The 23,148-nt window shown below is 74.6% G+C and carries 20 protein-coding genes and 1 pseudogene; 4 read left to right on the forward strand and 17 right to left on the reverse strand.

Features of this window, described 5'->3' with window-relative positions; translation table 11 throughout:
* The 4 genes and pseudogenes from AC067J_RS37210 to AC067J_RS37225 form a co-directional block, all read right to left on the reverse strand.
* Positions 1-96 (reverse strand): annotated as a pseudogene (locus tag AC067J_RS37210) (electron transfer flavoprotein subunit beta); the annotation flags it as partial.
* Positions 97-382: 286 nt separating this feature from the next.
* Positions 383-1,189, reverse strand: coding sequence for a family 1 encapsulin nanocompartment shell protein (locus tag AC067J_RS37215; RefSeq protein WP_478306979.1), 807 nt, complete (start codon positions 1,187-1,189; stop codon positions 383-385).
* Complete coding sequence (locus AC067J_RS37220) at positions 1,186-2,319, reverse strand: Dyp-type peroxidase (protein ID WP_478306980.1); 1,134 nt, start codon at positions 2,317-2,319, stop codon at positions 1,186-1,188. Before AC067J_RS37220 ends, AC067J_RS37215 begins: the two co-directional genes overlap by 4 nt.
* Before the next feature lie 153 nt (positions 2,320-2,472).
* Positions 2,473-3,831 carry an MFS transporter gene (locus AC067J_RS37225; protein WP_478307156.1) on the reverse strand — a complete coding sequence of 453 codons (1,359 nt, stop codon included), beginning with the start codon at positions 3,829-3,831 and terminating at the stop codon, positions 2,473-2,475.
* 264 nt (positions 3,832-4,095) lie between these two features.
* On the opposite strand from AC067J_RS37225, the gene AC067J_RS37230 reads away from it, so the two are divergent.
* Complete coding sequence (locus AC067J_RS37230) at positions 4,096-4,515, forward strand: winged helix-turn-helix transcriptional regulator (protein WP_478306983.1); 420 nt, start codon at positions 4,096-4,098, stop codon at positions 4,513-4,515.
* 183 nt (positions 4,516-4,698) lie between these two features.
* Here AC067J_RS37230 and AC067J_RS37235 read toward each other — a convergent pair whose 3' ends face one another.
* The 4 genes from AC067J_RS37235 to AC067J_RS37250 form a co-directional block, all read right to left on the reverse strand.
* Entirely contained in the window at positions 4,699-5,349 is a 651-nt protein-coding gene (locus AC067J_RS37235) for an FMN reductase (RefSeq protein ID WP_478306985.1), read from the reverse strand.
* Positions 5,346-6,479 carry an LLM class flavin-dependent oxidoreductase gene (locus AC067J_RS37240; protein ID WP_478307157.1) on the reverse strand — a complete coding sequence of 378 codons (1,134 nt, stop codon included), beginning with the start codon at positions 6,477-6,479 and terminating at the stop codon, positions 5,346-5,348. Before AC067J_RS37240 ends, AC067J_RS37235 begins: the two co-directional genes overlap by 4 nt.
* A gap of 238 nt (positions 6,480-6,717) precedes the next feature.
* Positions 6,718-7,950, reverse strand: a complete 1,233-nt coding sequence (locus AC067J_RS37245) for an MFS transporter (RefSeq protein WP_478306987.1) — start codon at positions 7,948-7,950, stop codon at positions 6,718-6,720.
* 264 nt (positions 7,951-8,214) lie between these two features.
* The gene (locus AC067J_RS37250; RefSeq protein WP_478306989.1) at positions 8,215-8,811 is read right to left on the reverse strand and encodes a TetR/AcrR family transcriptional regulator; all 597 of its coding nucleotides are present in this window, start codon (positions 8,809-8,811) and stop codon (positions 8,215-8,217) included.
* A gap of 130 nt (positions 8,812-8,941) precedes the next feature.
* Between AC067J_RS37250 and AC067J_RS37255 the strand changes: the two genes are divergently transcribed.
* A complete protein-coding gene (locus AC067J_RS37255; protein WP_478306990.1) occupies positions 8,942-9,703 on the forward strand; it encodes a PP2C family protein-serine/threonine phosphatase in 762 nt (253 codons plus the stop codon).
* 200 nt (positions 9,704-9,903) lie between these two features.
* On the opposite strand, the gene AC067J_RS37260 is transcribed toward AC067J_RS37255, so the two are convergent.
* The 3 genes from AC067J_RS37260 to AC067J_RS37270 form a co-directional block, all read right to left on the reverse strand.
* On the reverse strand, positions 9,904-12,438 hold the full coding sequence (locus AC067J_RS37260) for a collagenase (RefSeq protein ID WP_478306991.1): 2,535 nt from the start codon (positions 12,436-12,438) through the stop codon (positions 9,904-9,906).
* A gap of 374 nt (positions 12,439-12,812) precedes the next feature.
* Positions 12,813-13,361 (reverse strand): RNHCP domain-containing protein, encoded by a 549-nt coding sequence (locus AC067J_RS37265; RefSeq protein WP_478306993.1) that lies wholly within the window; start codon positions 13,359-13,361, stop codon positions 12,813-12,815.
* 350 nt (positions 13,362-13,711) lie between these two features.
* A complete protein-coding gene (locus AC067J_RS37270) occupies positions 13,712-14,284 on the reverse strand; it encodes a DoxX family protein (protein ID WP_478306995.1) in 573 nt (190 codons plus the stop codon).
* A 329-nt stretch (positions 14,285-14,613) separates the two neighbouring features.
* On the opposite strand from AC067J_RS37270, the gene AC067J_RS37275 reads away from it, so the two are divergent.
* Both AC067J_RS37275 and AC067J_RS37280 read left to right on the forward strand, forming a co-directional pair.
* Positions 14,614-15,210, forward strand: coding sequence for a TIGR03086 family metal-binding protein (locus AC067J_RS37275; protein WP_478306996.1), 597 nt, complete (start codon positions 14,614-14,616; stop codon positions 15,208-15,210).
* A gap of 212 nt (positions 15,211-15,422) precedes the next feature.
* Entirely contained in the window at positions 15,423-16,019 is a 597-nt protein-coding gene (locus tag AC067J_RS37280) for a hemerythrin domain-containing protein (protein WP_478306998.1), read from the forward strand.
* A 106-nt stretch (positions 16,020-16,125) separates the two neighbouring features.
* On the opposite strand, the gene AC067J_RS37285 is transcribed toward AC067J_RS37280, so the two are convergent.
* The 6 genes from AC067J_RS37285 to AC067J_RS37310 form a co-directional block, all read right to left on the reverse strand.
* Complete coding sequence (locus AC067J_RS37285) at positions 16,126-16,851, reverse strand: VOC family protein (RefSeq protein ID WP_478307000.1); 726 nt, start codon at positions 16,849-16,851, stop codon at positions 16,126-16,128.
* Between the two features lie 343 nt (positions 16,852-17,194).
* A complete protein-coding gene (locus AC067J_RS37290; protein ID WP_478307001.1) occupies positions 17,195-18,019 on the reverse strand; it encodes a hypothetical protein in 825 nt (274 codons plus the stop codon).
* On the reverse strand, positions 18,016-19,581 hold the full coding sequence (locus tag AC067J_RS37295) for an ABC transporter ATP-binding protein (RefSeq protein ID WP_478307003.1): 1,566 nt from the start codon (positions 19,579-19,581) through the stop codon (positions 18,016-18,018). The genes AC067J_RS37290 and AC067J_RS37295 overlap by 4 nt, the downstream gene beginning before the upstream one ends.
* Entirely contained in the window at positions 19,578-20,372 is a 795-nt protein-coding gene (locus AC067J_RS37300; protein WP_478307005.1) for an ABC transporter permease subunit, read from the reverse strand. Before AC067J_RS37300 ends, AC067J_RS37295 begins: the two co-directional genes overlap by 4 nt.
* Positions 20,373-20,500: 128 nt before the next feature.
* Positions 20,501-21,448, reverse strand: a complete 948-nt coding sequence (locus tag AC067J_RS37305) for an ABC transporter permease (RefSeq protein ID WP_478307007.1) — start codon at positions 21,446-21,448, stop codon at positions 20,501-20,503.
* Complete coding sequence (locus AC067J_RS37310; RefSeq protein ID WP_478307009.1) at positions 21,445-23,148, reverse strand: ABC transporter substrate-binding protein; 1,704 nt, start codon at positions 23,146-23,148, stop codon at positions 21,445-21,447. Before AC067J_RS37310 ends, AC067J_RS37305 begins: the two co-directional genes overlap by 4 nt.

Consider the following 23,148-nt stretch of genomic DNA (forward strand, 5'->3'; position numbering starts at 1 on the left):
CACGCCCTCCCGGTCGGTGGTGTGGTCGTCCGCGAAACGACGGTCACCCGTCGCGTCCGGCACGTACTTCACACAGACAACGATCCTCAAGCTCATGAGCGGTTCTCCTGGTACGGGTGCACTTGGTACGGGTGCACTGGTCCATGGCCTCAGGTCATGCCGAGGGTACTGAGTGCCAAGTCCGGCGCGCCGCGCCCCGCGTGCGGCGCGCGCCACCTGGACCGGCATGCCCTGTCGGCTCTCTTCGACTGGTGTCAGAGGCTCTCCCGAGAGAATACGGCACTCAGTACCCCTCGTAAAGGAACTCAGTACCCTTTGCCCCTCCGGAGCACGCCGGCGACCCGGCTCCCGGGATCCCAGGCCCGGCTCCCGGGCCCTGCCCTCAGGCGCCGGGGGCGCCGAGCGCGACGGCGGCCTCGGCGGTGAGGAGGCGGAAGGTCAGCGACTCCTGGAGGTAGAGCTCGACGGTGTCGGCGGTGTGCGAGAGGTAGCCGACGGAGACGTCCTGGCCGAGGACCAGCTCGAAGTCGCCGCCGCGGGTGGAGAGCAGGAAGGCGCCCTCGATGGCGGGGGCCCAGATGACCTCGCCGTCGAGCAGGCGGGCGATGTGGGCGGCCACCGGGTAGCCGTGGTCCGAGGTCTCGCTCACGGCGGTGTACGCGTCGGCGCCGAGGAGCAGGGCGTACGGGCCGCCGACCCCGGCGAGGCGGAGGGCGGTGAGGGCCTGGCTGGCGGCGGTGGGGTAGTCGCGGACGTCGGCCGGGAGCGGCACCGGCGGGTTGGAGGCGCCGGCCCGGATGCCCTCGATCCCGGCCGCCCGGTAGCCCTCGAAGACCGCCCGGTCCTCCGCGCGGGCGAGTGCCCGGGCCGCGTCCTTGACCGGCTGCCAGTCGGAGTCGCGGGAGCCGCGCTCGACGTCGTCGACGGCCTCGCGCGAGACGGTGAAGGGGACGCGCAGCTCGACGACCGGGCGGGCCTCGCGGGCGTGCGCGAGGACGCCGTCGGCGGGCGGGTCGATGGCGGTCAGGTGGCCGGTGCCGACGGCGGCGAGCGCCGGGCCCTCGGGGCCGCCGACGTCGACCACGCGGCGGCCGGCGACGTGCAGCTTGAAGGTCTGCCGGGCCTCCTCCTCGATCTCCTCCCAGGCGGCGGCCGAGACGGGGGCGAGGTCGCGGTGCAGGTTGTTCATCGTGCGGGGGTCCTTTTCAGGCTGCCGATGGCGAGCGAGCCATCGAGGACGGCGGGGGCGGCGGGGGCGGGCGGGGAAGTGGGTGCGGGGGCGGCGGTGTCGGCGCGGGTCCCGGCGGCCGCCGGAGCGGGTGGCGGGTCGTCGAGGAAGTCCGCGGTCGGCACGTGGAAGAGGGTCCCGGTGACGGCGGTGGAGAAGTCCAGCAGCCGGTCGTACGCGCCCGGCGGGCGGCCGACGAACATGTTCCGCAGCATCTCCTCCGTCACCTCCGGGCTGCGCGCGTAGCCGATGAAGTAGGTGCCGAACTCCCCGCCTCCCCCGAACGACCCGAAGGCCATGTTGAACCGCATGATCTGCCGTTCCTCGCCGTCCGGACCGGTGATCGAGGTCAGGGAGACGTGCGAGTCGGCGGGCTGGGAGTCGTCGTCGAGTTCGATGTCGGTGAGCTTGGTGCGGCCGACCGCCCGCTCCTGCGCCTCGACCGGCAGCCGGTTCCAGGCGTCCAGGTCGTGCAGGTACTTCTGCACGATCACGTAGCTGCCGCCCGCGAACTCCGGGTCCTCGGGGCCGATCCGGACGGCGGCCGCGGCCGCCCGGCCCTCGGGGTTCTCGGTGCCGTCGACGAAGCCGAGCAGGTCGCGGTCGTCGAAGTAGCGGAAGCCGTGGACGGCGTCGACGACGGTGGCGGCCCCGGCGAGCCTGCGGGTGAGCTGTCCGGCCAGTTCGAAGCAGAGGTCCATCCGGGCGGCCCGCAGGTGGAACAGCAGGTCGCCGGGGGTGGCCGGGGCGCGGTGGCGGGCTCCGGCCACCTCCTGGAAGGGGTGCAGTGCGGCCGGCCGGGAACCGGCGAAGAGACGGTCCCAGGCGTCGGAGCCGATGCCGGTGACGCAGGTCAGGCCCGCGTCGGGGGCCCGGAAGCCGACGGCGCGCCGCAGGCCGGCCAGGTCGGGGAGCAGCGCGCGGACGGCCTGCTCGCCGCCGGGGTCGACGGTGAGGACCAGGAAGATCGCGGCGGTGGTGAGCGGGGTGAGGACGGGTTGCGCGTCGGGCGGATCGGCGGGCGGATCGGCGGGCGGCGCCTGGTCCGCGGACGGGAGGCGGTCGGCGGACGGGGGCGGCACGGAGGGCATGGCGGACTCCGGTCTCCGGGGTCTGATCGTCCGTACGATTACACCCCAGAGCGGACATTCCGGCACGGCCGCCGCCCCGAACGCGGGAGGCCCGCAGCGGACGGAGGGGCCGTCCGCTGCGGGCCTCCCGGGCCTCCGCCCGGGGGTGCGAGGTCAGCCGCGGCCGCGGCGGCGCAGGCCGGACGCGGTGACCAGCGCGCCGAGCGCGACCGCGACGACCGGTACCACCAGGGCGGCGCGGAACCCGTCCAGCCCGGCCTGCGCGGTGCCGTCGGTGCCGGTCGCCGCCAGGCTGACGGTGGTCACCACCGAGAGGCCGAGCGCCGCACCGAACTGGAAGGAGGTGTTGAGCAGCCCGCCGGCCAGCCCCTGCTCCTCCTCGGCGACGCCGTCGGTGGCGGCGATGGTGAGCGGCCCGTAGGCGAGGGCGAAGGCCAGTCCGGTGAGGATCATGGTCGGGAACATCATCGGGTACGTCCAGTCCAGCCCGACCGGCAGGAACAGCGCGTACGAGACGGCCGCCAGGCAGAAGCCGCCGAGGATCACCCGGGCGTTGCCGAACCGCTCGACCAGCTTCGGCGTGAGGGTCGGCGCCAGCACCGCGTCCACGCCGACGGCGAGCAGGGCGAGGCCGGTCTGGAGCGAGGACCAGCCGCGCAGGTCCTGCAGGTAGAGGGTGACGGTGAACTGGAAGCCGAAGAACGAGCCGGCGAAGAGCAGCGCGCCGAGGTTGGCGCGCAGCAGCGGTCCGGAGCGCAGGATGCCGAGGCGGACCAGCGGCGTCGCGGAGCGCCGCTCGATCGCCGCGAAGGCGGCCAGCAGCGCCAGGCCGCCGGCCAGCGCGGCCACCGTCCAGAGCGCCCCGGCACCGGGCTCGCCGAGCCGGACCACCGCGTAGACCAGCAGCAGCATCGCGCCGGTGGCGGTGACGGCCCCGGCCAGGTCGAAGCGCTCACCGGAGCGGCGGGCGGGCACCTCGTCGCGCGGGATCAGCGGCAGCGCGGCGATCAGCAGGGCGCCCGCCAGCAGGACGGGGGCGAAGAAGACCCAGCGCCAGCTGACCGCGGTGAGCAGCCCGCCGGCCACCAGTCCGAGCGAGAAGCCGGCCGCCGCCGTGCCCGCGTAGACCAGCAGGGCGCGGTTGCGGCGGGGCCCCTCGGCGAAGGCGGTGGTGATCACGGCCAGGCCGGCGGGGGTCATGAAGGCCGCCGAGAGCCCGGTGACGAAGCGGGCGAGGATCAGCATCCAGCCCTCGGTGGCGAGGCCGCCGAGGCCGGAGAAGAGCACGAAGACGGTGAGCCAGAGGAGGAACATCCGGCGCCGGCCGAGCAGGTCGGCGGTCCGGCCGCCGAGCAGCATGAAGCCGCCGTAGCCGAGCACGTAGGCGCTCAGCACCCAGCTGAGCGAGCCGGTGCTCATGCCCAGGTCGGCGCGGATCGAGGGGAGCGCCACGTTGAGCATGGCGACGTCGATGCCCTCCAGAAAGATCGCGCCGCAGAGCACGAGGAGCACGGCGGCCTCCCGGCCGCCGAAGCGGGACGGCGCCGGGGGTTCGGGGGCGGTGGCCGGGGCCTCGGGGGCGGTGACCGACGGTTCGGGGGCGGTGGCCGGGCCGCCGGTTCCGGACCGGCTTCCGCTTTCGGGCACGGCTGATGACACGGACACGGAGCTCTCCTGGGAGTACGCGGGGAGGCGAGGGCGACGGCGGTGCGGTTCCTGTTCGGCCGGTCGGTTCCCTCTTGTAACCACTGCCATCCTGAGGCAGCATCAGGAGGCGTGGAAGAAGGCACTTCGAAGTTACCGACGCACTGCACGGGTACCGAGGACGGCTACGACGCGTTCCAGTGGGACACCCGGGAGGACTGCGAGGTCCGGCAGATCCTCGACCGGATCGCCGACAAGTGGTCGCTGCTGGTCATCGCGCTGCTCGACCGCCGCTCGCTGCGCTTCACCGAGCTGCGGCGGGAGATCGACGGGGTCAGCCAGCGGATGCTGACCGTCACGCTGCGCCAGCTGGAGCGGGACGGCCTGGTCGAGCGGACCGTCCACCCGGTCGTGCCGCCCCGGGTGGACTACGCGCTGACGCCGCTCGGGCGGACGCTGCACGCCACCATCCAGTCGCTGGTGTCGTGGACGGAGACGCACCAGCGGGAGATCGCGGCGGCCCGCGCCTCGTACGACGCACGGGCGGTGTGAGCGGCGCGTACGCCGCGCGGGCGGTGTGAGCGGCGCGGAGCCCGGCGGGGCCGGCCAGGGGGACCGGGCCCGGGCATGCGGAAGGGCGGGCCCGTTCCCGGACCCGCCCCTCCCCCCGTGCCGTGCCTGTGCCGTGCCTGCACCCGCGCCCGCACCTGGGACGGCGCCGCGCCGGCTCGGGCCTCAGACCCGCAGGGCCGCCAACTGCTCGGCGAACGGCACCACGGCCTCGGCCACCGGGGCCCGCTCCGGGCCCTCCGGCTCCGGCCGGGCCGCCGGGACGCGGCCGCCCGACAGTGCGGCCAGCTCTCCGGCCGCCCGGTCGATCCTCCCGGGGAGGCCGTCGGTGAGCCCGTCCCCCGCCGCGCCCCAGTCGTCGGTGGCGGCGTACACCGCCGTCGGGACGACCACCGCACGCAGGTAGCTGAACAGCGGGCGGACGGCGTGCTCCAGCGCCAGCGAGTGCCGGGGCGTGCCGCCGGTGGCGGCGATCAGCACCGGCTTGCCGGTGAGCGCGTCCGGGTCGATCACGTCGAAGAACGACTTGAACAACCCGCTGTACGAGGCCGCGAAGATCGGCGTCACCGCGATCAGCCCGTCCGCGCGGGTGACCGCCTCGATCGCCCCGCGCAGCGCGGCACCGGGGAAGCCGGTGACGAAGTTGTGCGCGATGTCGGTGGCGAGGTCGCGCAGTTCGACCACCGTCACCTCCACCGGCCGCCCCGCGGCGCCGAGCCGACGGACCGTCGAGTCCGCCAGTCGGTCGGCGAGCAGGCGCGTCGAGGACGGCTTGCTCAGCCCGGCGCTGACCACCACCAGCCGGTACGCGGTCACTTGGACACCTCCGTGGTCTCGTGCTGCTCCTGCTGCGCCTGCCGCTCACCCTGCGCGGCGAGTTCGGCCGCGACCCGGGCCGCGTGCGTCGGCCCGTCCGGGACCTCCGCCGGGCGGCCCTTGGCGAACTCCGCGCGCAGCACCGGCAGGACCTCCTCGCCGAGCAGGTCCAGCTGCTCGAGAACGGTCTTCAGCGGCAGGCCGGCGTGGTCCATCAGGAACAGCTGGCGCTGGTAGTCGCCGAAGGACTCGCGGAAGGTCAGCGTCTTCTCGATGACCTCCTGCGGGCTGCCCACGGTGAGCGGGGTCTCGTCGGTGAACTCCTCCAGCGAGGGCCCGTGCCCGTACACCGGCGCGTTGTCGAAGTACGGGCGGAACTCGCGCACCGCGTCCTGCGAGTTCCTCCGCATGAACACCTGGCCGCCGAGGCCGACGTACGCCTGCTCGGCCGTGCCGTGCCCGTAGTGGGCGTAGCGCTGCCGGTAGAGGTCGACCAGCTTCTGGAAGTGCTCCTTGGGCCAGAAGATGTTGTTCGCGAAGAAGCCGTCACCGTAGTAGGCGGCCTGCTCGGCGATCTCCGGGCTGCGGATCGAGCCGTGCCAGACGAACGGCGGGACGCCGTCCAGCGGGCGCGGGGTGGCGGTGAAGGACTGCAGCGGGGTGCGGAACCGGCCCTGCCAGTCCACCACGTCCTCGCGCCACAGCTGGTGCAGCAGCGCGTAGTTCTCGATCGCGAGCGGGATGCCCTGGCGGATGTCCTTGCCGAACCACGGGTAGACCGGGCCGGTGTTGCCGCGGCCCATCATGAGGTCCACCCGGCCGTCCGCGAGGTGCTGGAGCATCGCGTAGTCCTCGGCGATCTTCACCGGGTCGTTGGTGGTGATCAGGGTGGTCGAGGTGGAGAGGATGATGCGGTCGGTCTGCGCGGCTATGTAGCCGAGCATGGTCGTCGGCGAGGACGGCACGAACGGCGTGTTGTGGTGCTCGCCGGTCGCGAAGACGTCCAGGCCCACCTCCTCGGCCTTGCGCGCGATGGCCACCATGGCCTTGATCCGCTCGTGCTCGCTCGGGGTGCGGCCCGTGGTCGGGTCGGGGGTGACGTCGCCGACGGTGAAGATTCCGAACTGCATGCTGCTCACCACACTCCTGGTGAATCCCGGCTTCAGGATCCGATCGTCAAAGTTTCAACCACCTTAGCACCGGCCGCCCCGGCGATATTCCCCTCCGTGCCCGGACCCTTGTCCGTGACTGCACACCGGGCCCGGCGGACACCCCCGCCCGCCGGCCCCGGCGCCCCGCTCGCCCACGCCTCCGCCCCTGCGACTCCACTCGCCTCCGTGTCCGCTCGCCTGCGCCTGGGGCGGCCCGCTACACGGGCTCGGGGGTGCGGTCGGCGGCGCTCGCCGCCGGGGCGGGAGTGGGGGCGGAGGCGGAGACCGAGGTGGGGGCGGGGGCGGGGGCTTCGCGGCGGGCGCCGAGGGCCTCCGGGACGAGGGTGAGCAGGCCGGCGACAGCCAGGGCGACACCCAGCCAGAGCGGCGCGCGCAGACCCCAGGCGTCGATGGCGAGGCCGCCGAACGAGGTGCTGAGGATGATGCCCAGGGTGATGAAGGAGGAGTGGACGGTGTTCACCAGCGGGCGGGCGTTGCCGGTGCGCTGGACCCGGGAGACCATCGCCGGGTTCATGGTGACGCCGACCAGGCCGACGCCCAGCAGGAACGCGACAGCCGGCACCGGAAGGTGGGCGAAGATCGCGAAGCCCGCCAGGAAGAGGGCGTTCAGCCCCAGGCCGAGGGCCAGCACGGGCAGCGCGTGACGGTCGGCGAACCGGCCGACCACGGTGTTGCCGACGACGGTGGCCGCTCCGTAGGCGACCAGCAGCAGCGGGACGGACCCGGTCGAGAACCCGGTGACCTCGGTGAGGATCGGGTTGACGTAGCTGAACGCGGCGAAGGTCGCGCCGATGACCAGGGTGCTGGTGGAGAAGACCAGCCAGAGCCGGGGGTTGCGGAAGGCGCCCAGCTCGGATCGGACGGAGCCGCCGCCCTCGGCGTGGTCCACGTCGGGCACGCCGGCGAGGGTGCAGAGCGCGGCGACCACGGTGAGCACGGCCACCGTCCAGAACGCGGCCCGCCAGCCCAGGTGCTCCCCGATCACGGTGGCCAGCGGCAGACCCAGCAGGGTGCCGAGCATCAGTCCGTTCATCGCGACGGCGATCGCCCGGCCGCGGACCTCGGGGCGGGCGAGCTGGGCGCAGAGCGAGATCGAGACGCCGAAGAAGGCCTGCGCGGCGACGCCGGTGACCACCCGGGCCGCCAGCATGACCGGATACCCGGAGGCGGTCGCGGCGAGCACGTTGCCGACGAGGAATATCGCGAACACGAGCATCAGCGCGTGCTTCTGACGCACCCTCAGGAGCGCGACGGTGAGGAAGGGGCCCCCGACGGACATCGCGACGGCGAAGGCCGTGATCAGGTAGCCGACCTGCGGGACGGTGACGTCGAGACCCTCGGCCAGTTGCGGCATCAGCCCGGCGACCGCGAACTCGCTGGTCACCATCGCGAAGATGCCGAGGGCGAGGACGTACACGGCACGTGGCATGGAAGGTGCTCCCGGGGTGGTGTGGACGGATCCGTTCGCAGGTCCGTTTTGGATTAATCAGTTCAAAATCACGGCAGGCCGAGACCATCGGCGACCGGGGCCGGAACTCCGGTCGCCGGCGCACACGTTCGACCGAGCGCACACGGACCGAGGGGCTCGGGGACTCGGGGGCTCGGGGCGGGGTCGGACTCGGGGGGTCGGACTCGGGGTCGGACTCGGTTGAGAGAGAGGGGAAGAGCGGGCGCACCCGCCCTTCCGGCAGGGTCAGGGAGCGAGTGCGTCCAGTGCGGTCGCGGCGACGGCCTCCAGGGCGGCCCGGTCGGCCCCGCCCTGGGCGGCGACCCGCATGCCGCCGATCACCGCGTTGAGGAACCGGGCGAGGTCGCCCGGATCCCGCCGCGAGGCGATCTCGCCCGACCGCTGCCCGGCCGCCAGCACCGCCCGGAGCGCGACCAGCCGGATCTCCAGGTCGCGGGCCACCATCGCGGCCGCCTCCGGGTCGCGCCCGGCCAGTTCGACGATGGTGTTCACGGTCAGGCAGCCGACGCTGCGCCCCTCCGGGCGCAGCGCGAACTCACCGTCGACGACCCGCTCGAACAGGGCACGGATCCGCTCCGTCGGGGACAGCTCCGCGTCCTCCAGGAGGGCGATCTGCGGGATGGTCATCAGGTCGATGTAGCGGGCCAGCGCACGCTTGAACAGGTCGTGCTTGCTGCTGAACGTGTTGTAGATGCTGCTCCGCCCGAGACCGGTCGCCGCGCAGAGGTCCTGCGTGGACGTGGCCTCGTAGCCGTTCGCCCAGAACGCGTGCATCGCCGCGTCCAGCGCCCGGTCCTCGTCGAAGGTGCGCGGTCTCGCCATGGCAGCACCGTAGCTTTTTGGATCGATCAGTGCAATACCTTCGGGCGGGCCCGGCCGGAGCGGGCCCCGCGCGCGACAATGGGAGGAGCCGGAAGTGGCCGGGCCGGAACTCCGGAAGGACGGCGAACCGATGACGGCCTACATCGAGGTGAGCGCGCTGAGCCACGAGGGCCTGGTGCGGGAGCGGAACGAGGACAGCCTGACCGTCGGGCCGTGGACCCTCTGCGCGACGGTGACCACCAACCCGCAGACCATGCTCTTCCCGCTCGGCCCGCCGTGCGTGGTGGCGGTCGCCGACGGCCTCGGCGGCCACCCCGGCGGCGAGGTGGCGAGCGCCCTGGTCGCCCGGCGGCTGGCGGCCGCCGGACCGGACCTCGACGGCGAGGAGAGCGTCCGGGAGACGCTCCAGGCCTGCAACCGGGCGGTGTACGCGGCGGCGGCCGACGAGCCGGAGCTGGCCGCGATGGGGACGACCGTCGCGGGCGTGGTGCTGCTGACCGACCGGGCGGTGGTCTTCAACGTCGGCGACAGCCGGGTCTACCGGGTGGAGGCGACGGAGCTGCGCCGGGTCAGCGTGGACGACAGCCCGCCGCTGCCGCCCGGCCGGCGCACCACCGCCATGGTCACCCAGTCGCTCGGCGGCTCGCTCGGCCTCACCTTCGTCGAACCGCACGTGCGCTGCGCGCCGCTCGCCACCGGCGACCGGTACCTGGTGTGCAGCGACGGGCTGACCGATCCGCTGCCGGAGGACGAGCTGTTCGCCCTGGTGGACCGCCCGGACGAGGAGCCCGGACGGGCCGGCGGGCGGGCGGCGTTCGCCCTCTGGAAGGCCGCGATCGAGGCCGGCGGCCCGGACAACATCACGCTGGCACTGGTCCGGGTCGGGGCGTAGGCCCCGGACGGAAGGGTGCCCCCGGCGGTGCGCGTTCGCGCACCGCCGGGGGCACCCGGTCAGCCTTCCTGTCGCGGCCGGCCGCTCGGTCCTCGACCGTCAGCCGCTCGGTCGTCGCCGGCGGCCGTCAGCCGTCGCCGGCCAGCCTGTCGGCCTGTCGGCTTGTTGGCCGGTTGGCCTGTTGGCCCGTTGGCCGACCGTCAGTACTCGGCCTTGATGTTCGCCCCGGAGAAGCCCTGCTGGGCGTACAGGCTGACGAACACGTAGCCTGCGGGCGGGTTGGTGATGGTCAGGGTCTCGGTGTTGTTGGAGGCGTTGACCGACCGGGCGGTGTACGCGTTGGTGTACGCCCAGCTGCCGGCGTTGTAGTAGAGGTCGGCGTTGCCGGTGCCGCCGGTGCTGGTCAGCTTCAGCTGCTTCACCCCGGCCGGCAGGTACAGGTAGAAGTGGGTGTAGTTCCCGGTGGTCGCCGCGAGGTTGCTGCGGCGGCAGTTCTTGTCCAGCTGCCGGACGTCGGCGCCGGAGCACTCGGGCAGGCCCGCGACGGTGACGTTCTGCCGGGCGGTCGCGGTGGCACCCTTGTCGTCGGTCACCGTGAGCGTGACGGTGTAGGTGCCCGCCTTGGTGTACCACTTGGTCGGGTTGGTGGTGGTGGCGGTGGTGCCGTCACCGAAGTCCCAGGCGCGGGCGGTGATCGTCCCGTCCGGGTCGGTCGAGCGGTCGGTGAAGGTGACGGCCAGCTCGCCGATCGCGGTGCCGAAGGCGGCGGTGGGCGACTGGTTGCCCGGGGTGGGGGTGTTGCAGGCGCCGGCGGCGCAGGCGGTCAGCCAGCGGTCGAAGTCCGCGTCGTAGCGGGTGCCGATGGTGCTGGTGAGGTAGGTGCGGGCACCGGCCCAGTCACCGGAGCGGTACTTGGCGAGCACGGCGTCCATGTCGCTGCGGTGCTGCTCCAGCATGTAGCGGACGGCCAGGTAGCCCCAGCGGTAGACCCGCTCCGAGTCGGAGTTGTTGTAGGTGGTGTCGAAGAGGGTGGAGAGCTTGTAGGTGTGCTGACCGGCGGCGGAGATCGCCGCGTCGTACGACACCTTGCGGTACCCGTAGGAGACGTACTCGGCGAAGCCCTCGACCCACCAGACGGTCGGGGTGGTCATGCCGGCGTTGAAGTCGCCGTACATGTCGAACCGGCCGTCGAGGTAGTGGGTGTACTCGTGGTTGAGGTTCCAGATCTGGAAGTCGGGGCGCGCCCACTCGGCCTCGTAGGCGAGGAAGCGCGGCTGGTTGCCGGCCTCGGCGGGCTTGCCCTCCAGGTACATGCCGCCGTTGTTGGTGTCGATGCCGTAGATGCTCGCGGCGAACACCCCGTAGTCGAACCGGGAGTGGAAGACCACGACCTCGATGGTGGTGTTCCGGTCGTCGGCCACCGGGCCGTTGTCCTTCGCCACCGTGTGGAAGTAGGCGTCCTGGGACGTCAGGCTGGAGCAGGCGGTGGCGAGCTGGCTCGCGTCGAGGGCCTGGGCGAGGATGCGGATGCTCGGGCTGCAGGTGTGGTTGACCGTCAGGACGGCCGACTTGAGCCGGTTGGCCGAGTCACAGGTGCCGTAGTACGAGCAGTTGCCCGGGTCGAAGGCCTCGCCCATCTCCGCGACGGCGGCCCACTGGTAGGCGGTGCGACCGGACGGCGCGGACTGGTCGGCCAGGCCCTTCTCCATCGGCCGGACCTTGGCCCGGAGCGGCTCGTACTTCAGGAAGCGGCCGAGCTCGCGGGTCGCGTTGTACACCAGGAAGCTGTAGTCGCCGCCGAGTTGCGCGTTGTTGGCGGAGGCGAAGGAGTACAGCGCGTCGAGCACGCTCGGGTCGGCCTGGACGGCGGCGGCGAAGCCCGTCGTCTGGTGGCCGCGCCAGAGCACGGTGAAGACGCTGTTGAGCGCGTTGCCCATCCCGGCCGGGTTGTGGGTGGCGGCGTTGTAGTCGTTCAGCAGCCGCTTGACGACCGGTATGTAGCGGGTGTTCTCCTGGGCGCTGTCGATCAGGGTGATCGCCTCGCCGAGCGTGGCGGCGTTGGCGGCGGTGACGTCACGCGAGTGGGAGTTGCCGAAGAAGCCGTCCAGCGCGGACCGGATCGCGGTCTGCAGGGCGGTGCCGTAGGTGCCGACGTCGGCCGGGTGGTACCACTGCACGAAGTAGCCGGCGCGCAGGTAGAGCACCAGCTGGGCGGTGGAAGTGGTGTTGTCGCCCGGGTAGTTGGCGGCGTTGTCGCGCAGGGCGTACGCCACGGAGGTCATCTGGGACTCGCGGAAGGCCCCACTGGCGTCGCCGCCGGTCAGGACGAACAGGCTGTTGATGCAGCCGAGGTCGGCGGCCTTGATCGCCTGGACCAGGGCGGTGCCGCTCCGGCCGGTGAAGTCGGACACGTTGCAGGGCTGTTCGGCGGCCGCGGCGGCCGCGCTCTCGCCGAAGCTCTTGGCGAGCGCGGTGTCCTTGGCGGCCTTCGACTGGCCGTCGGCCCGGTCGGGCACGGTGGTCGAGAACGGGGCGCGCTCGCGGGCGGGCACCGGCCGGTTCTTGCCGTGGTCGTCGGGCGTCTCACCGATGGCCGGCTGGGGGGCCGGGTCGGTGGGGGCGGCCGAGGCCGCGGGCGAGCCGCCGCCGGGCTGCGGCGAGGCCGGGGCGGGGGCGGCCTGGCTGCGCGGGGCGAACAGGCCGAACGACAGGAGCAGCGCCAGGGCAAGCGTCAACAGCCTGGCAATGTGGGGTAGTTGGTGCAGAGGGCGTGCGGCTCTCACGTGGGGGCCTCCGGGCCTGGTCAGCCGCGTTGGGGGCGCGGCCTGTGGGGGGGTGAGGACCGTTGCGGCGGCGCCGTGGGGCGGCTCCGTCGAGCACCGGTGGGGAGTGTGACATGTACAATGGCACACATCACATGACGAGGGGAAGGCCTCGGAACGGACGAAAACCGAACGGCCGCGCCCATGATGGGGTGTTCCGTTCGCGGACGGCCGTGGCGAGTCCGACAGTGACGGACCCCCGCCCGCCGGGGCTCCGGAGAGGCCCCGGCGGGCGGCGCTGTGGCGGGGCGTCAGGGAGTCCCGCACACCCGGCCGGGGTGCGCGCCCTACAGGCCGGCCAGGAGCTCCAGCGGGAACGGCGGCTGGGCCAGCGGCCGGGTCGCCATCCGGAGCAGGAGCAGCGGGCTGTCGTCACCGGCCGCCCGGTTGGCGCTCAACTCGTCGCAGGCGGTGCAGCGGTGGATGATGACCCACTCGCCGGCGCCGCGCACCGAGATCGAGATGGGCTCCATCCGGGCCCGGCACTCGGACGCCCGGTCGCCGGGGACGCGGTCGTCCAGGTGCAGGCTGAACAGGCAGTTCGGGCAGTGGTTCCGGTGCACGGTGCCGGGCGCGCGCATCGGCACGTCCAGGTGGCAGTTGCGGCACCGGAAGGACTCCGCGGTGCGGCCCGCCGGTTCGCCGGACCGCCGGCCGGTGCGGCGGCCGGACCGCTCCGGGTGGGCGTGGGCGTGGAACTCCGCGTACTCGGAGGCGAGTTCCAGGCGGTCGACTTCGAGGCGGTCGGCTGCGCGGTGGTCGGCTGCGCGATGGTCGGCGTCGAGGTCATCGGCGTCGAGGTGGTCGGTGTGGTGCTTGCGGTGTCGTCGGGACACGTCGGGTGGCTCCCTGCGGGATGCGGTCGGACCGGTCGGCTCGGGATGAGGCGAGCGCCGTCCGTCCGCCCCGGAGGCGGAGCCGCGGTCGGATCAGACCGGCCGAGTGGCGGCCGGTCCGGGCGATGCGGGCTCCGTCCGGGGCGTACGAAGAGCGCTCGCTGTCGACCTGGGCACAAACCCACCACTTTCACCACGCCGCAGGGGACCACCGCCGGTCGCGGACGCGGCCGCGGACAGGCGAGGGGCCGCCGGTCGTCGACCGGCGGCCCCTACTGAAACCCGGCGGCTCCGGGCCTCGCAACCCGTTTTCCGGGTGCACGCCCGCGAGCCGCCGCGGTACGGGTCCGTCACTTGCGCACGAGCAGGACCACGCCCGCCGTCACCAGCCCGACCAGGACGGCGGCCGCGCCGTACAGCAGTCGGTGCGAGCGCACCACGGGCAGGTAGCGGTCCACGGCGTAGCGGCCGGGACCGGTCAGCGCGAGCGCGGCGGAGGCGGCGATCAGCAGCAGCTCGTACTCGCTGCCGCCCTTGGCGGCGAAGAAGGTGCTGCTCCAGGTGACGGCGAGGGCGTTGAGCATGGTGCCGAGGATCGCGGCGGCGGCCAGCGGGGTCAGCAGGCCGACGACGAGCGCGAGCCCGCCCCCGACCTCGGTGAGGCCGGCCACGACGGCCATGGCCTTGGGCGCCGGGTAACCGCTCATGTCGAAGAACTGACCGGTGCCGTCGATACCGCCGCCGCCGAACCAGCCGAACAGCTTCTGGCTGCCGTGCGCGGCCATGGTCAGGCCGAGGACCACGCGCAGCAGCAACAGGCCGACGTCGTAGGCGTGCGGTGAGGTCACTCCGGACTCGGGGATCGCCCGGGCCGAAGCGGAGGTGGTGGTGGGGGCGGTCGTGCTCGGGCTGCTGCTCGGCATGCGCGTCTCCATCGATGGGGGGTCGGTCGAGGAAGCTGGTTTGTTCAAATTCGAACCAGCGCTGTTCGACCGTACCTGGAAGTTTGAATTTGAACAACCAGCCTGACCGGGGAGATTTGGCGTGGGCGAGTCAAGAAGTGGTGTAGACCGGCGTACGGAGGTGCGCGCCGGGGCGGGGCGGGGCGGGGCACGTCCACCCGGCCCGGCAGGGGAATCCGGCGCGGCAACCCGGCGGGGAACCAGCGCGGGAGCCCGGCGGGGCGCCCGGGAGGGAGCCCGGGGCGGGCCACCGGCGCGCGCGGCGGAGCTCCGGAGGGCAGGGTGGAGACATGGCTCACCGCAGGGAACACCGGAAGGCGGCCCGGCCGGACACCCCGTACGCCGAGGCCCTCACCGCGTTCGGCGACCGTGTGCGACTGGTCACCCCCGACCAGTGGGACGCGCCCACACCGTGCGCCGACTGGTCCGTCCGGGATCTGGTCAACCACCTCACCGCCGAGCAGCTCTGGGTGCCCGAGCTGCTGATGGGCTCGACCGTCCCGGAGGTCGGCGGCCGGTTCGACGGCGACGTGCTCGGCACCGACCCGGTCGCCACGTGGACGGCCGCCGCCGAGGCCGCCCGCGACGCGTTCGCCGTGCCCGGCGCCACCGAACTCACCGTCCACCTCTCCTTCGGCGACGTCTCCGGCCGGTACTACCTGGACCAGCTCACCGCCGACGCCGTCGTGCACACCTGGGACCTCGCCGAGGGCATCCACCGCCGCACCCGGCTGCCCGCCGGGCTGGTGGACTTCGCGCTCGGCGAGTACACCGGCTACGGGGACCTCTCCGGCAGCGGCCTCTTCGACCCGCCGCTCCCCGTCCCGGCCGACGCCGCCCCGCAGACCCGCCTGCTCGCCCTCACCGGGCGGCGGGACCGCCCCTGACCCGCCGGACCGCGGCCTCGCCGCTCCCGCCGTCCCCTCCCCCGCCCTCCGCTGCCCTGTCCCGCCCTGTCCCGCCCTGTCTCGCCCTGTCTCGCCCCTGACCTGCTCCGTCGCCGGACGGGCACCCGGGTGCGTACCGCGACGCCGGATACTGGAGGTGTCGGGACACATCGGACGAGACCGGACGAGACCGGACGGGAGGCGGGTGCGCCATGAGCCGCAGGCCGGACATCCTGGACGAGTTCACCGCGGAGCACCGGGCGGTGGAGGACCTGCTCGCCCGGATCGAGGCCGGGCTCGAACCGCCCTCCGGGGCGTCGGAGGCCTCACCGGAGGCCGCAGGGACGGCGGACGCGGCCGCAGGGACGGCGGAGCCGTCCGAGGTGGCGGCGGCATCCGGCCCCCCGGGGAGTGCGGCGAGTGGGGGAGCCGCGGAGGCGTCCGGGGCGCTCGACGAGGCCGTCGGGCTCCTCACCGACCTGCTGTTCAGCCACTGCGCCGCCGAGGAGGAGCACCTGTTCCCGGTCGTCCAGCACGACGTACCCGACGGCGGTGCGCTGGTCTTCCGGTGCATCCACGACCACCTCGCGATCGGCCAGTACCTCTCCGACCTGCAGGGACTCCCGCCCGGAGACCCGACCACGGGCACCCTGCTGCAGGGGCTCGCGGGACTGCTCCGCCGACACCTGGCAACGGAGGAGAAGCAGCTCTACGCGGCCGCCCGCAAGGCACTGCCGGCCGACGCCCGCGCCGCGCTCGCCGAACGGCTGCGGGCCGCGCGGACGGAGGTCGCCGAAGCCGGGCCGTGACCCGGAGGACCGGCCCCGGCGACCGGCTCGGCGACCGCCGCGACGATCGGCTCAGCGGTCGGCTCAGCGGTCGGCTCAGGGTCGGCTCGGCGACCGCCGCACCGCCTCAGCGCTTCGGGCTGATCACCGCGAACCGGCCGCCCTCCGGGTCCCGGAGCCGGGCCACCCGCCCGTACGGCGAGTCGAAGGCCGGGCCGATCACCGCCCCGCCCAGCGCCTCCGCCCTGGCCAGCGCGGCATCGGTGTCCGGCACCGAGAACGACACCTCCCAGTGCGGGGGCATCCCCGCCGCGCCGCCCGCCTGCTCCCTGGCGAGGGCGGCGACGCTGTGCCCCTCCGCCCGCAGCACCACCCGGTCGTGCTCCCAGCGCACCTCGAAACGCTCCGGGTCCCGGCCGTCCCAGCGGAACACCTCGCCGTAGAAGAGCGCGGCCGCGAAGGGGTCGGGCGTGCGGAGCTCGATCCAGACCGGAGCGCCCGGCAGGTCCAGTTGCCGCGCCCGGCCCGGCGGGCCCTCCCAGATCCCGAACACCGCGCCCGCCGGGTCGGCCGCGAACGCGACCCGCCCCGCGTCGAAGGTGAGCGGGCCGACGGCGAGTGTCGCCCCCCGCTCACGGACCGCGTCGGCGGCGGCGTCGGCACTCTCGGTGCCGAAGTAGCTCGTCCACGCGACGGGCATGGCCCAGCCGCCGCCCGCCACGCCGAGCCCGGCGACCGCCTCCCCTCCGGTCACCGCGTGCACGTACGGGCCGAAACGGTCCGGCGCCGGCTCGAACTCCCAGCCCAGCAGCGGCCCGTAGAACGCCTTGGCCGCGTCGAGATCGCGCGCCACCAGGCTCACCCAGCACGGAACGGCCGCTACACAGCGCACCGTGGCCGTTGCCTCACCGCTGCCCATCGCGCACCTCCTGGTCCCGGCCGCCGGGCCCCTCCCGACTCCCACGGCCGACCGGCCGCCCGGGCGAGTTCAGCCTAGGCCGACGAGGCGACCCCGGCACGGCACGGCACGCAGGACCGGCGCGTGTGCGGGCGCGGGTCCGGGGTGGGAGGCGGGAGGTCCGGGCGCACGCCCCCGCGGCCGGGCGTGCCGAAGTCCGGCCACGCCGGGCGGCGGGCCGGACGGTGCCCCGCGGGCCGTGGTTCCCACGGGCGTCGGCGGTGGACGGAAGCGCGGGTCAGAGCAGAGGGTCCCGCTCGAAGCCGTCGTGGCCCGCTCCCGGAGCGGTGAGGGCGAGCCAGCCGTGGCCGCGGACCGGGGTCTCGGCGGTGATGGCCGCCGGGTCGACGGACAGGCCCGCCGCGGCCACGCCGATCGACTGCACCCGGGAGGCGTTGGGCTCGGCACCGTCGAAGTCGTCCTCGTCCTCGTCCTCGTCCGGGTCGTACTCCTCCGCCTCCTCGCCGGCGCCACCGCCCACGCCGCCGGAACCGGGCAGCGGCTCCCAGGCGAGCGGCTCGCCCGTCCACTCCTGGTCCTCACCGCGCCAGTAGCCGCGGACCAGCGTGCCCTGCTCCGCCGCAGCCCAGATGACGGAGTCGGCGAAGGGGTCCTGGAAGAAGACCTGGGCCCGGCCGCAGGCGGCGCTGAGGCGCTCGACGACCTCGTGCGGCCACCACGTCGTCTCCCGCAGCGGCGACTCGGCGTAGATCAGGCGCCAGCCCGCGTACTCGGGCGTGACGAACACCCGGTGCACCGCGTCCGGGGCGTACTTCTCGTCGTCCTCCTGCGCGGCCAGGCCGTAGCGGACGGTGACGGGTATCCGGTCGTGCAGGCCGAGGACCGCGAACGCCGCCTCGTACGTCTCGCCGGGGACGGCCAGCCACCAGTGGTCGGGCAGCGGGCCGGGCCGCTCGGCGGCGAACGCCCGGCGGGCCGTCTCCGCGAGGGTGGCGGCGTCCGGACCGGGCGTGCCGCGGTCGCCCGCCGCCCGGGCGGCCAGGACGTCGACCAGTGCGGCGAGTGCCTCGGGGGCGGGAACAGCTGCGGTCACGGTGTTCATGCCGGTGACGTTAGCCCAGGGGTCTGACACTCCGTCCACTGCGTCGCCGGGACGGGCCCGGCGGTGGCCAGCCTGCCCTCCGCCATGGTGACGACCGAGTCCGCCAGCGCGCCGACGGCGGCCGGGTCGTGGGAGATGAAGAGCAGTGCGAGGCCGGTGCGGTCCCGCCGCTCCGCGAGGCGGGCGAGGATCGCCTCCCGGGTGCCGGCGTCGAGTCCGGAGGTGATCTCGTCGCAGATCAGCACCGCCGGGTCGGCCACCAGCGCCCTTGCCAGGGCAGCCCGTTGCAGCTCGCCGCCGGAGAGCCCGGCGGGCGGGCGGGCCGCCTTCGCCGGGTCCAGTCCCAGCTCGGCCAGCAGGCTCCGGGCCTCCTCCGCGGCGGCGGACGGTGAGCGGCCGCGGAGCCGGACGGCCGCCCGGGCCACCTGGTCGAGGACCGGACGGTGGTCGGCGAACGCGCTCCTGGCGTCCTGGAACACGTACTGGACGGCCGCCAACCGCCGCCGGCCCCGGCGCCGGACGCTGCGCGGCAACGGCTCGCCGTCGAGGAGGACGGCGCCGTCGTGGCGCGGGTGCAGCCCGGCCAGGCAGCGCCCCAAGGTGGTCTTGCCGCTGCCGGAGCGGCCGACCAGGGCCAGGCACTCCCCCGCCCGCAGCGTCAGCGCGATGCCGTGCAGCACGGTCACGCCGCCGGGGTGCCGGGCGGTGAGGCCGGTGACGGACAGGCGGACCGGCCCCGGTGCCGGGCGGCCCGGCCGGGCCGGAACCTGCGGAGCGGACGGAGCGGGCGGAGCGGGCGGAGCGGGCGAGACGAACGGCGCGGACGGCGCGGACGGCGCGGCCGAGGCGGACGCAACCGGCAGGACTCGCGGAACCGGTCGCGGAACCGCCGGGAGGACCTCGGCGGGCGGGCCGGTCCGCACCGCCCGGCCGGCCTCCAGGACCACCACCTCGTCGGCCAACTCCCTTACCGTGCGCAGGTCGTGGCTGAGCAGGAGCAGTCCGGTGCCGCGCGCGACGAGCCGACCGAGCAGGGCGGTCACCCGGGCGGCGGTGCGCGGGTCCTGTCCGGTGGTGGGCTCGTCGGCGACGATCACCCGGGCCCCGGTCAGCAGCGCCTGGGCGAGCACCACGCGCTGCTGCTGGCCGCCGGACAGCTGGTGCGGGAACCGCCGCAACACCCCTTCCACATCGGCCAGTTCGGCGTCCAGCAGGACCCGGCGGACGGCCTCGGGGCCGCCGCCGTGCACCCGGGCGAGGTCGCGCAGCAGCACGCCGACCCGGCGGGCCGGGTTGAGCACGGTGGCGGGGTGCTGCGGCACGTGGCCGACGCGCACCGCGTCCCCGGGTGCGACGCCGCCGGTCACCGCACCGGTCACCCGCGCGCCGTCCGGGTACACGCCGAGCAGGGCGAGCGCGGTGGTGGTCTTGCCGCTGCCGGACGGCCCGACCAGCGCGGTCACCCGGCCGGACCGGACCCGCAGGCTGACGCCGTCCACCAGCACCCGCGCGCCGACCGCGACCCCCAGGCCGTCCACACTCACCAGCACCGGTCCGGTCACCGCCGGGCTCCCTTCCCGCCGGCCCGGTGCAGGGCGGCGTCGAACAGCAGGTTGGTGCCGGTGGAGAGCCCGGCCACGAGCAGCGCCGGAACGACCACGGCCCAGGGCTGGAGGAAGAGCCCCGGCCGGTTGCGGTCGACCATCACCGCCCAGTCGGCGGCGTCCGGTTGCACGCCGACCCCGAGGAACGCCGCCGTGGCGACCAGGTACAGCGCGCCGACCAGCCGGGTGCCGGCGTCGGCGGCGAGCGTACGGCGGATCGTCCGGGCGACCTGGCCGAGGGCGATCCGCCACCACGACTCCCCGTGCAGCCGCAGCGCCTCCACGACCGGCCGGGCCGCCGCCTCCACCGCCGCCGCGTGGACCACCCGAGCGACGTCCGGCACCGCCGCCGCCCCGACCAGCACGGCGAGCCCGGCCGGACCGGGTTCCAGCGCGGTGGCGACCAGCAGCACCAGCAGCAGCGAGGGCACGGCGATCAGCACGTCCAGCGGCCTCAACAGCAGCTCCTCCACCCAGGTCCTCCCGGTCAGCGCGGCGGCCAGCGCCAGCGGCAGCGCCAGCGCGTAGGCGAGGACCGTCGCGGCTAGCGCCACGAGCACCACCGACCGACCGCCGAGCAGGACTTGGCGCCACACGTCGCGGCCGGTGAAGTCGGTGCCCAGCCAGTGCCCGCCGCCGGCCGTGAACGACACCCCGCGCGGCCCCGGCTCCCCCGCGACGAGCGGTCCGACCAGGGCGAGCAACAACGGCACGGCGATCAGGGCGGCGCCGAGCGCGTACTTCCCCACGCCGTCACCTCCCCCGGTGCCGCGGCCGCGCCCGGGCCGCGGCGGGCTCGGCTGGGACGGCGCGGCGGCGGGTGGCCCGGCGGCGGGTGGCCCGGCGGGCGGCTCGGCGGCAGCCGGGCGGGCGCCCGTCACACCGCCACCTCTGCGCGCGGGGCGAGCCGGCGGGCGACCAGGTCGGCGCCCAGGTTGAGGACGACCGTCACCACACCGAAGAGGACCGCGAGGCCCTGCACCACGGGGACGTCGCGGGCGGCGACGGCGTCCAGCAGGACGGTGCCCAGGCCGGGGATCACGAACAGGGCCTCGGCCACGATCACACCGCAGAGCAGCCAGTCGGCGGTGCGGGCGAGCTGCTGGGCGGCCGGGGCGAGCGCGTTGGGGAGGGCGTGCGTCCAGCGGACCCGGGTCGGCGGGACGCCGCAGCGCAGCGCGTGGACGGCGTACGGGGCGGCCATCGCCTCGATCAGGCCGGCCCGGACGAGACGGGCGACGGAGCAGACCGGGCGGGCCAGCAGCACCACCACCGGCAGCACCAGGACGGCCGGCTGCTGCCCGACACCGCCGACGGCGGTCGGCGGCAGCCAGCCGAGGCGGAGCGCGAAGACCGCGGTGAGCAGCACCCCGAGCGCGAACTCCGGTACCGCGTACACCCCGAGGGTCGCGGTGCTGATGACGCGGTCCAGCGGGCCGCCCTCGCGGCGGGCGGCGAGCATGCCGAGGCCGACCGCCGTGGGGACGAGCAGGGTGAGGGTGAGCGAGGCCAGCAGGAGGGTCGGGGCGAGGCCGTCGGCGAGGTAGCCGGCGACCGGGCGACCGCTCACCAGCGAGCTGCCGAGTTCGCCGTGGGCCAACTCCCCCGCCCAGTCGGCGAACCGCTCCGCCGCCGGCCGGTCCAGCCGCAGCGCCGCGCGGACCGCGGCGATCCGCGCCGGATCGGGGTCGTCCCCGGCGATGGTGACGGCGGCGTCGCCGGGCAGCGCCTCGGTCAGGGCGAAGACCAGGACCGGGACGGCCGCGATCTGCCCGGCGCCGAGCAGCAGCCGGCGCCCGGCCCAGCCGCGCAGCGGCGTCGTCATGCCAGCCAGACCTTGTCGAACCTGGCCCAGTCGAGGGTGTTGGCCGGGGCCTCGGCGGAGACCCCGCGCAGGCGTTGCGCCGTGCCGACGATCCAGTCGGCGAAGCCCCAGATCAGGAAGCCGCCCTCGTCGTACAGCCGGCGCTGCATCCGCTCGTAGAGGGCGGCGCGGGCGGCCGGGTCGGCCGTGGACTGGGCCTGGGTGTACAGGTCGTCGAAGTCGGGGCGCCGCCAGTGGGTGGCGTTGGTGGTGGAGGCGGACAGCAGCCGCTGGGAGATGTGCGACTCGATGGGCAGCGCGCCGGAGCGGTAGGAGGCGAACACGCCGCCGTCCAGGATGTCCTTCCAGTAGGTGTCCTTGTTGCCGACCTTGACCTCCACGGTGACGCCGGCCTTGGCGGCCTGCTCCTTGAGGATGCCGGCCGCCTCCACGAACCCGGCCGCGACCGGGGAGGTGTCGAGGGTGACCTTCAGGCCCTCGGCGCCCGCCTCGCGCAGCAGGGCGCGGGCCCGGTCGAGGTCCTGGGTGCGCTGCGGGAGTCCGGCCGGGTAGTACTGGGCGCCCTTGCCGAACAGGTCGTTGCCGATCTCGCCGGCGCCGGAGAGGGCGCCGTCGACCAGCTCCCGCCGGTCGGCGATGAGGAAGAAGGCCTGCCGGACCCGGACGTCGTCGAAGGGCGGCCGGTCGGTCTTCATCACGAAGCCCTGCATGGCGCTGTTGCGCAGCCGCACGATGCCGATCCGGCCGCCGTGCTCGTGCGCGCGGGCGGTGGCGGGGGTCAACTCGTGCGCGTACTCGGCCTGTCCGGCGAGCAGGGCGTTGGCGCGGGCGGACTCCTCGGCGGCGCCGAGGATCTCCAGCTCGTCGAGGTGCGGTGCGCCGTCCCAGTAGCCGTCGAACCGCCGGACCAGCAGCGAGGTGCCGGGCTTGAACGAGACGAAGGAGAACGGGCCGGAGCCGACCGGCTGCCGGAAGTCCTCGGTGCCGTCCGGGACGACGTAGGCGCCGAACGCGGCCAGTACGTTGGGGAATTCGGCGTAGGGGCGCTTGAGCCGGAACTCGACGGTGCGGGCGTCGAGCGCGCGGCTGGCGGCGAGGTCGACCGGTTCGAGGGAGGCCCTGGCCCGGAACGCCCGCTTGGGATCGGCTATCCGGCGGTAGCTGAACAGCACGTCGGCGGCGGTGACCGGGCGGCCGTCGTGGAACGCGGCCTCGCGCAGGCGGACGGTCCAGGTGTCGAGGCCGGCGTTGGGCTCCCAGCCGGCGGCGAGGCGGGGGACGGCGGCGAGGTCGGAGCCGGAGTCGGCGAGCTTCTCGTAGAGCGCCTTGGCGCGGGCCGCGTCGGCGAACAGGTTGACCAGGTGCGGGTCGAGGGTCTCGTTGGCGCCGCCGCCGGCGAACAGGGCGCGCAGCCGGCCGCCGCGCCGCGGGGTGGCGGAGGCGGTGGCCGCGGCGTCGGAGGGGGTGCCCGCGGGGCCCGGGGAGCAGGCGGCGAGGCCGAGGGTTCCGACGGCTCCGACCGCCCCGGCGGAGGCGGCGAGCAGGGTGCGGCGGGCCACCGGCCGGGCGGACGGGCGGGCGTCGGGGCGGGCGGTCGGGCGGGCGTCCGCCGGGTGAGCGTCCGCCGGGTGAGCGGTCGACGGGCGGGCGGTCGGGCGGGCGGGTGTCGCGGAGGACGGGCGGGGGTGCGGACGGTCCAT

The sequence above is a fragment of the Kitasatospora sp. NPDC042419 genome (genome assembly GCF_056437345.1).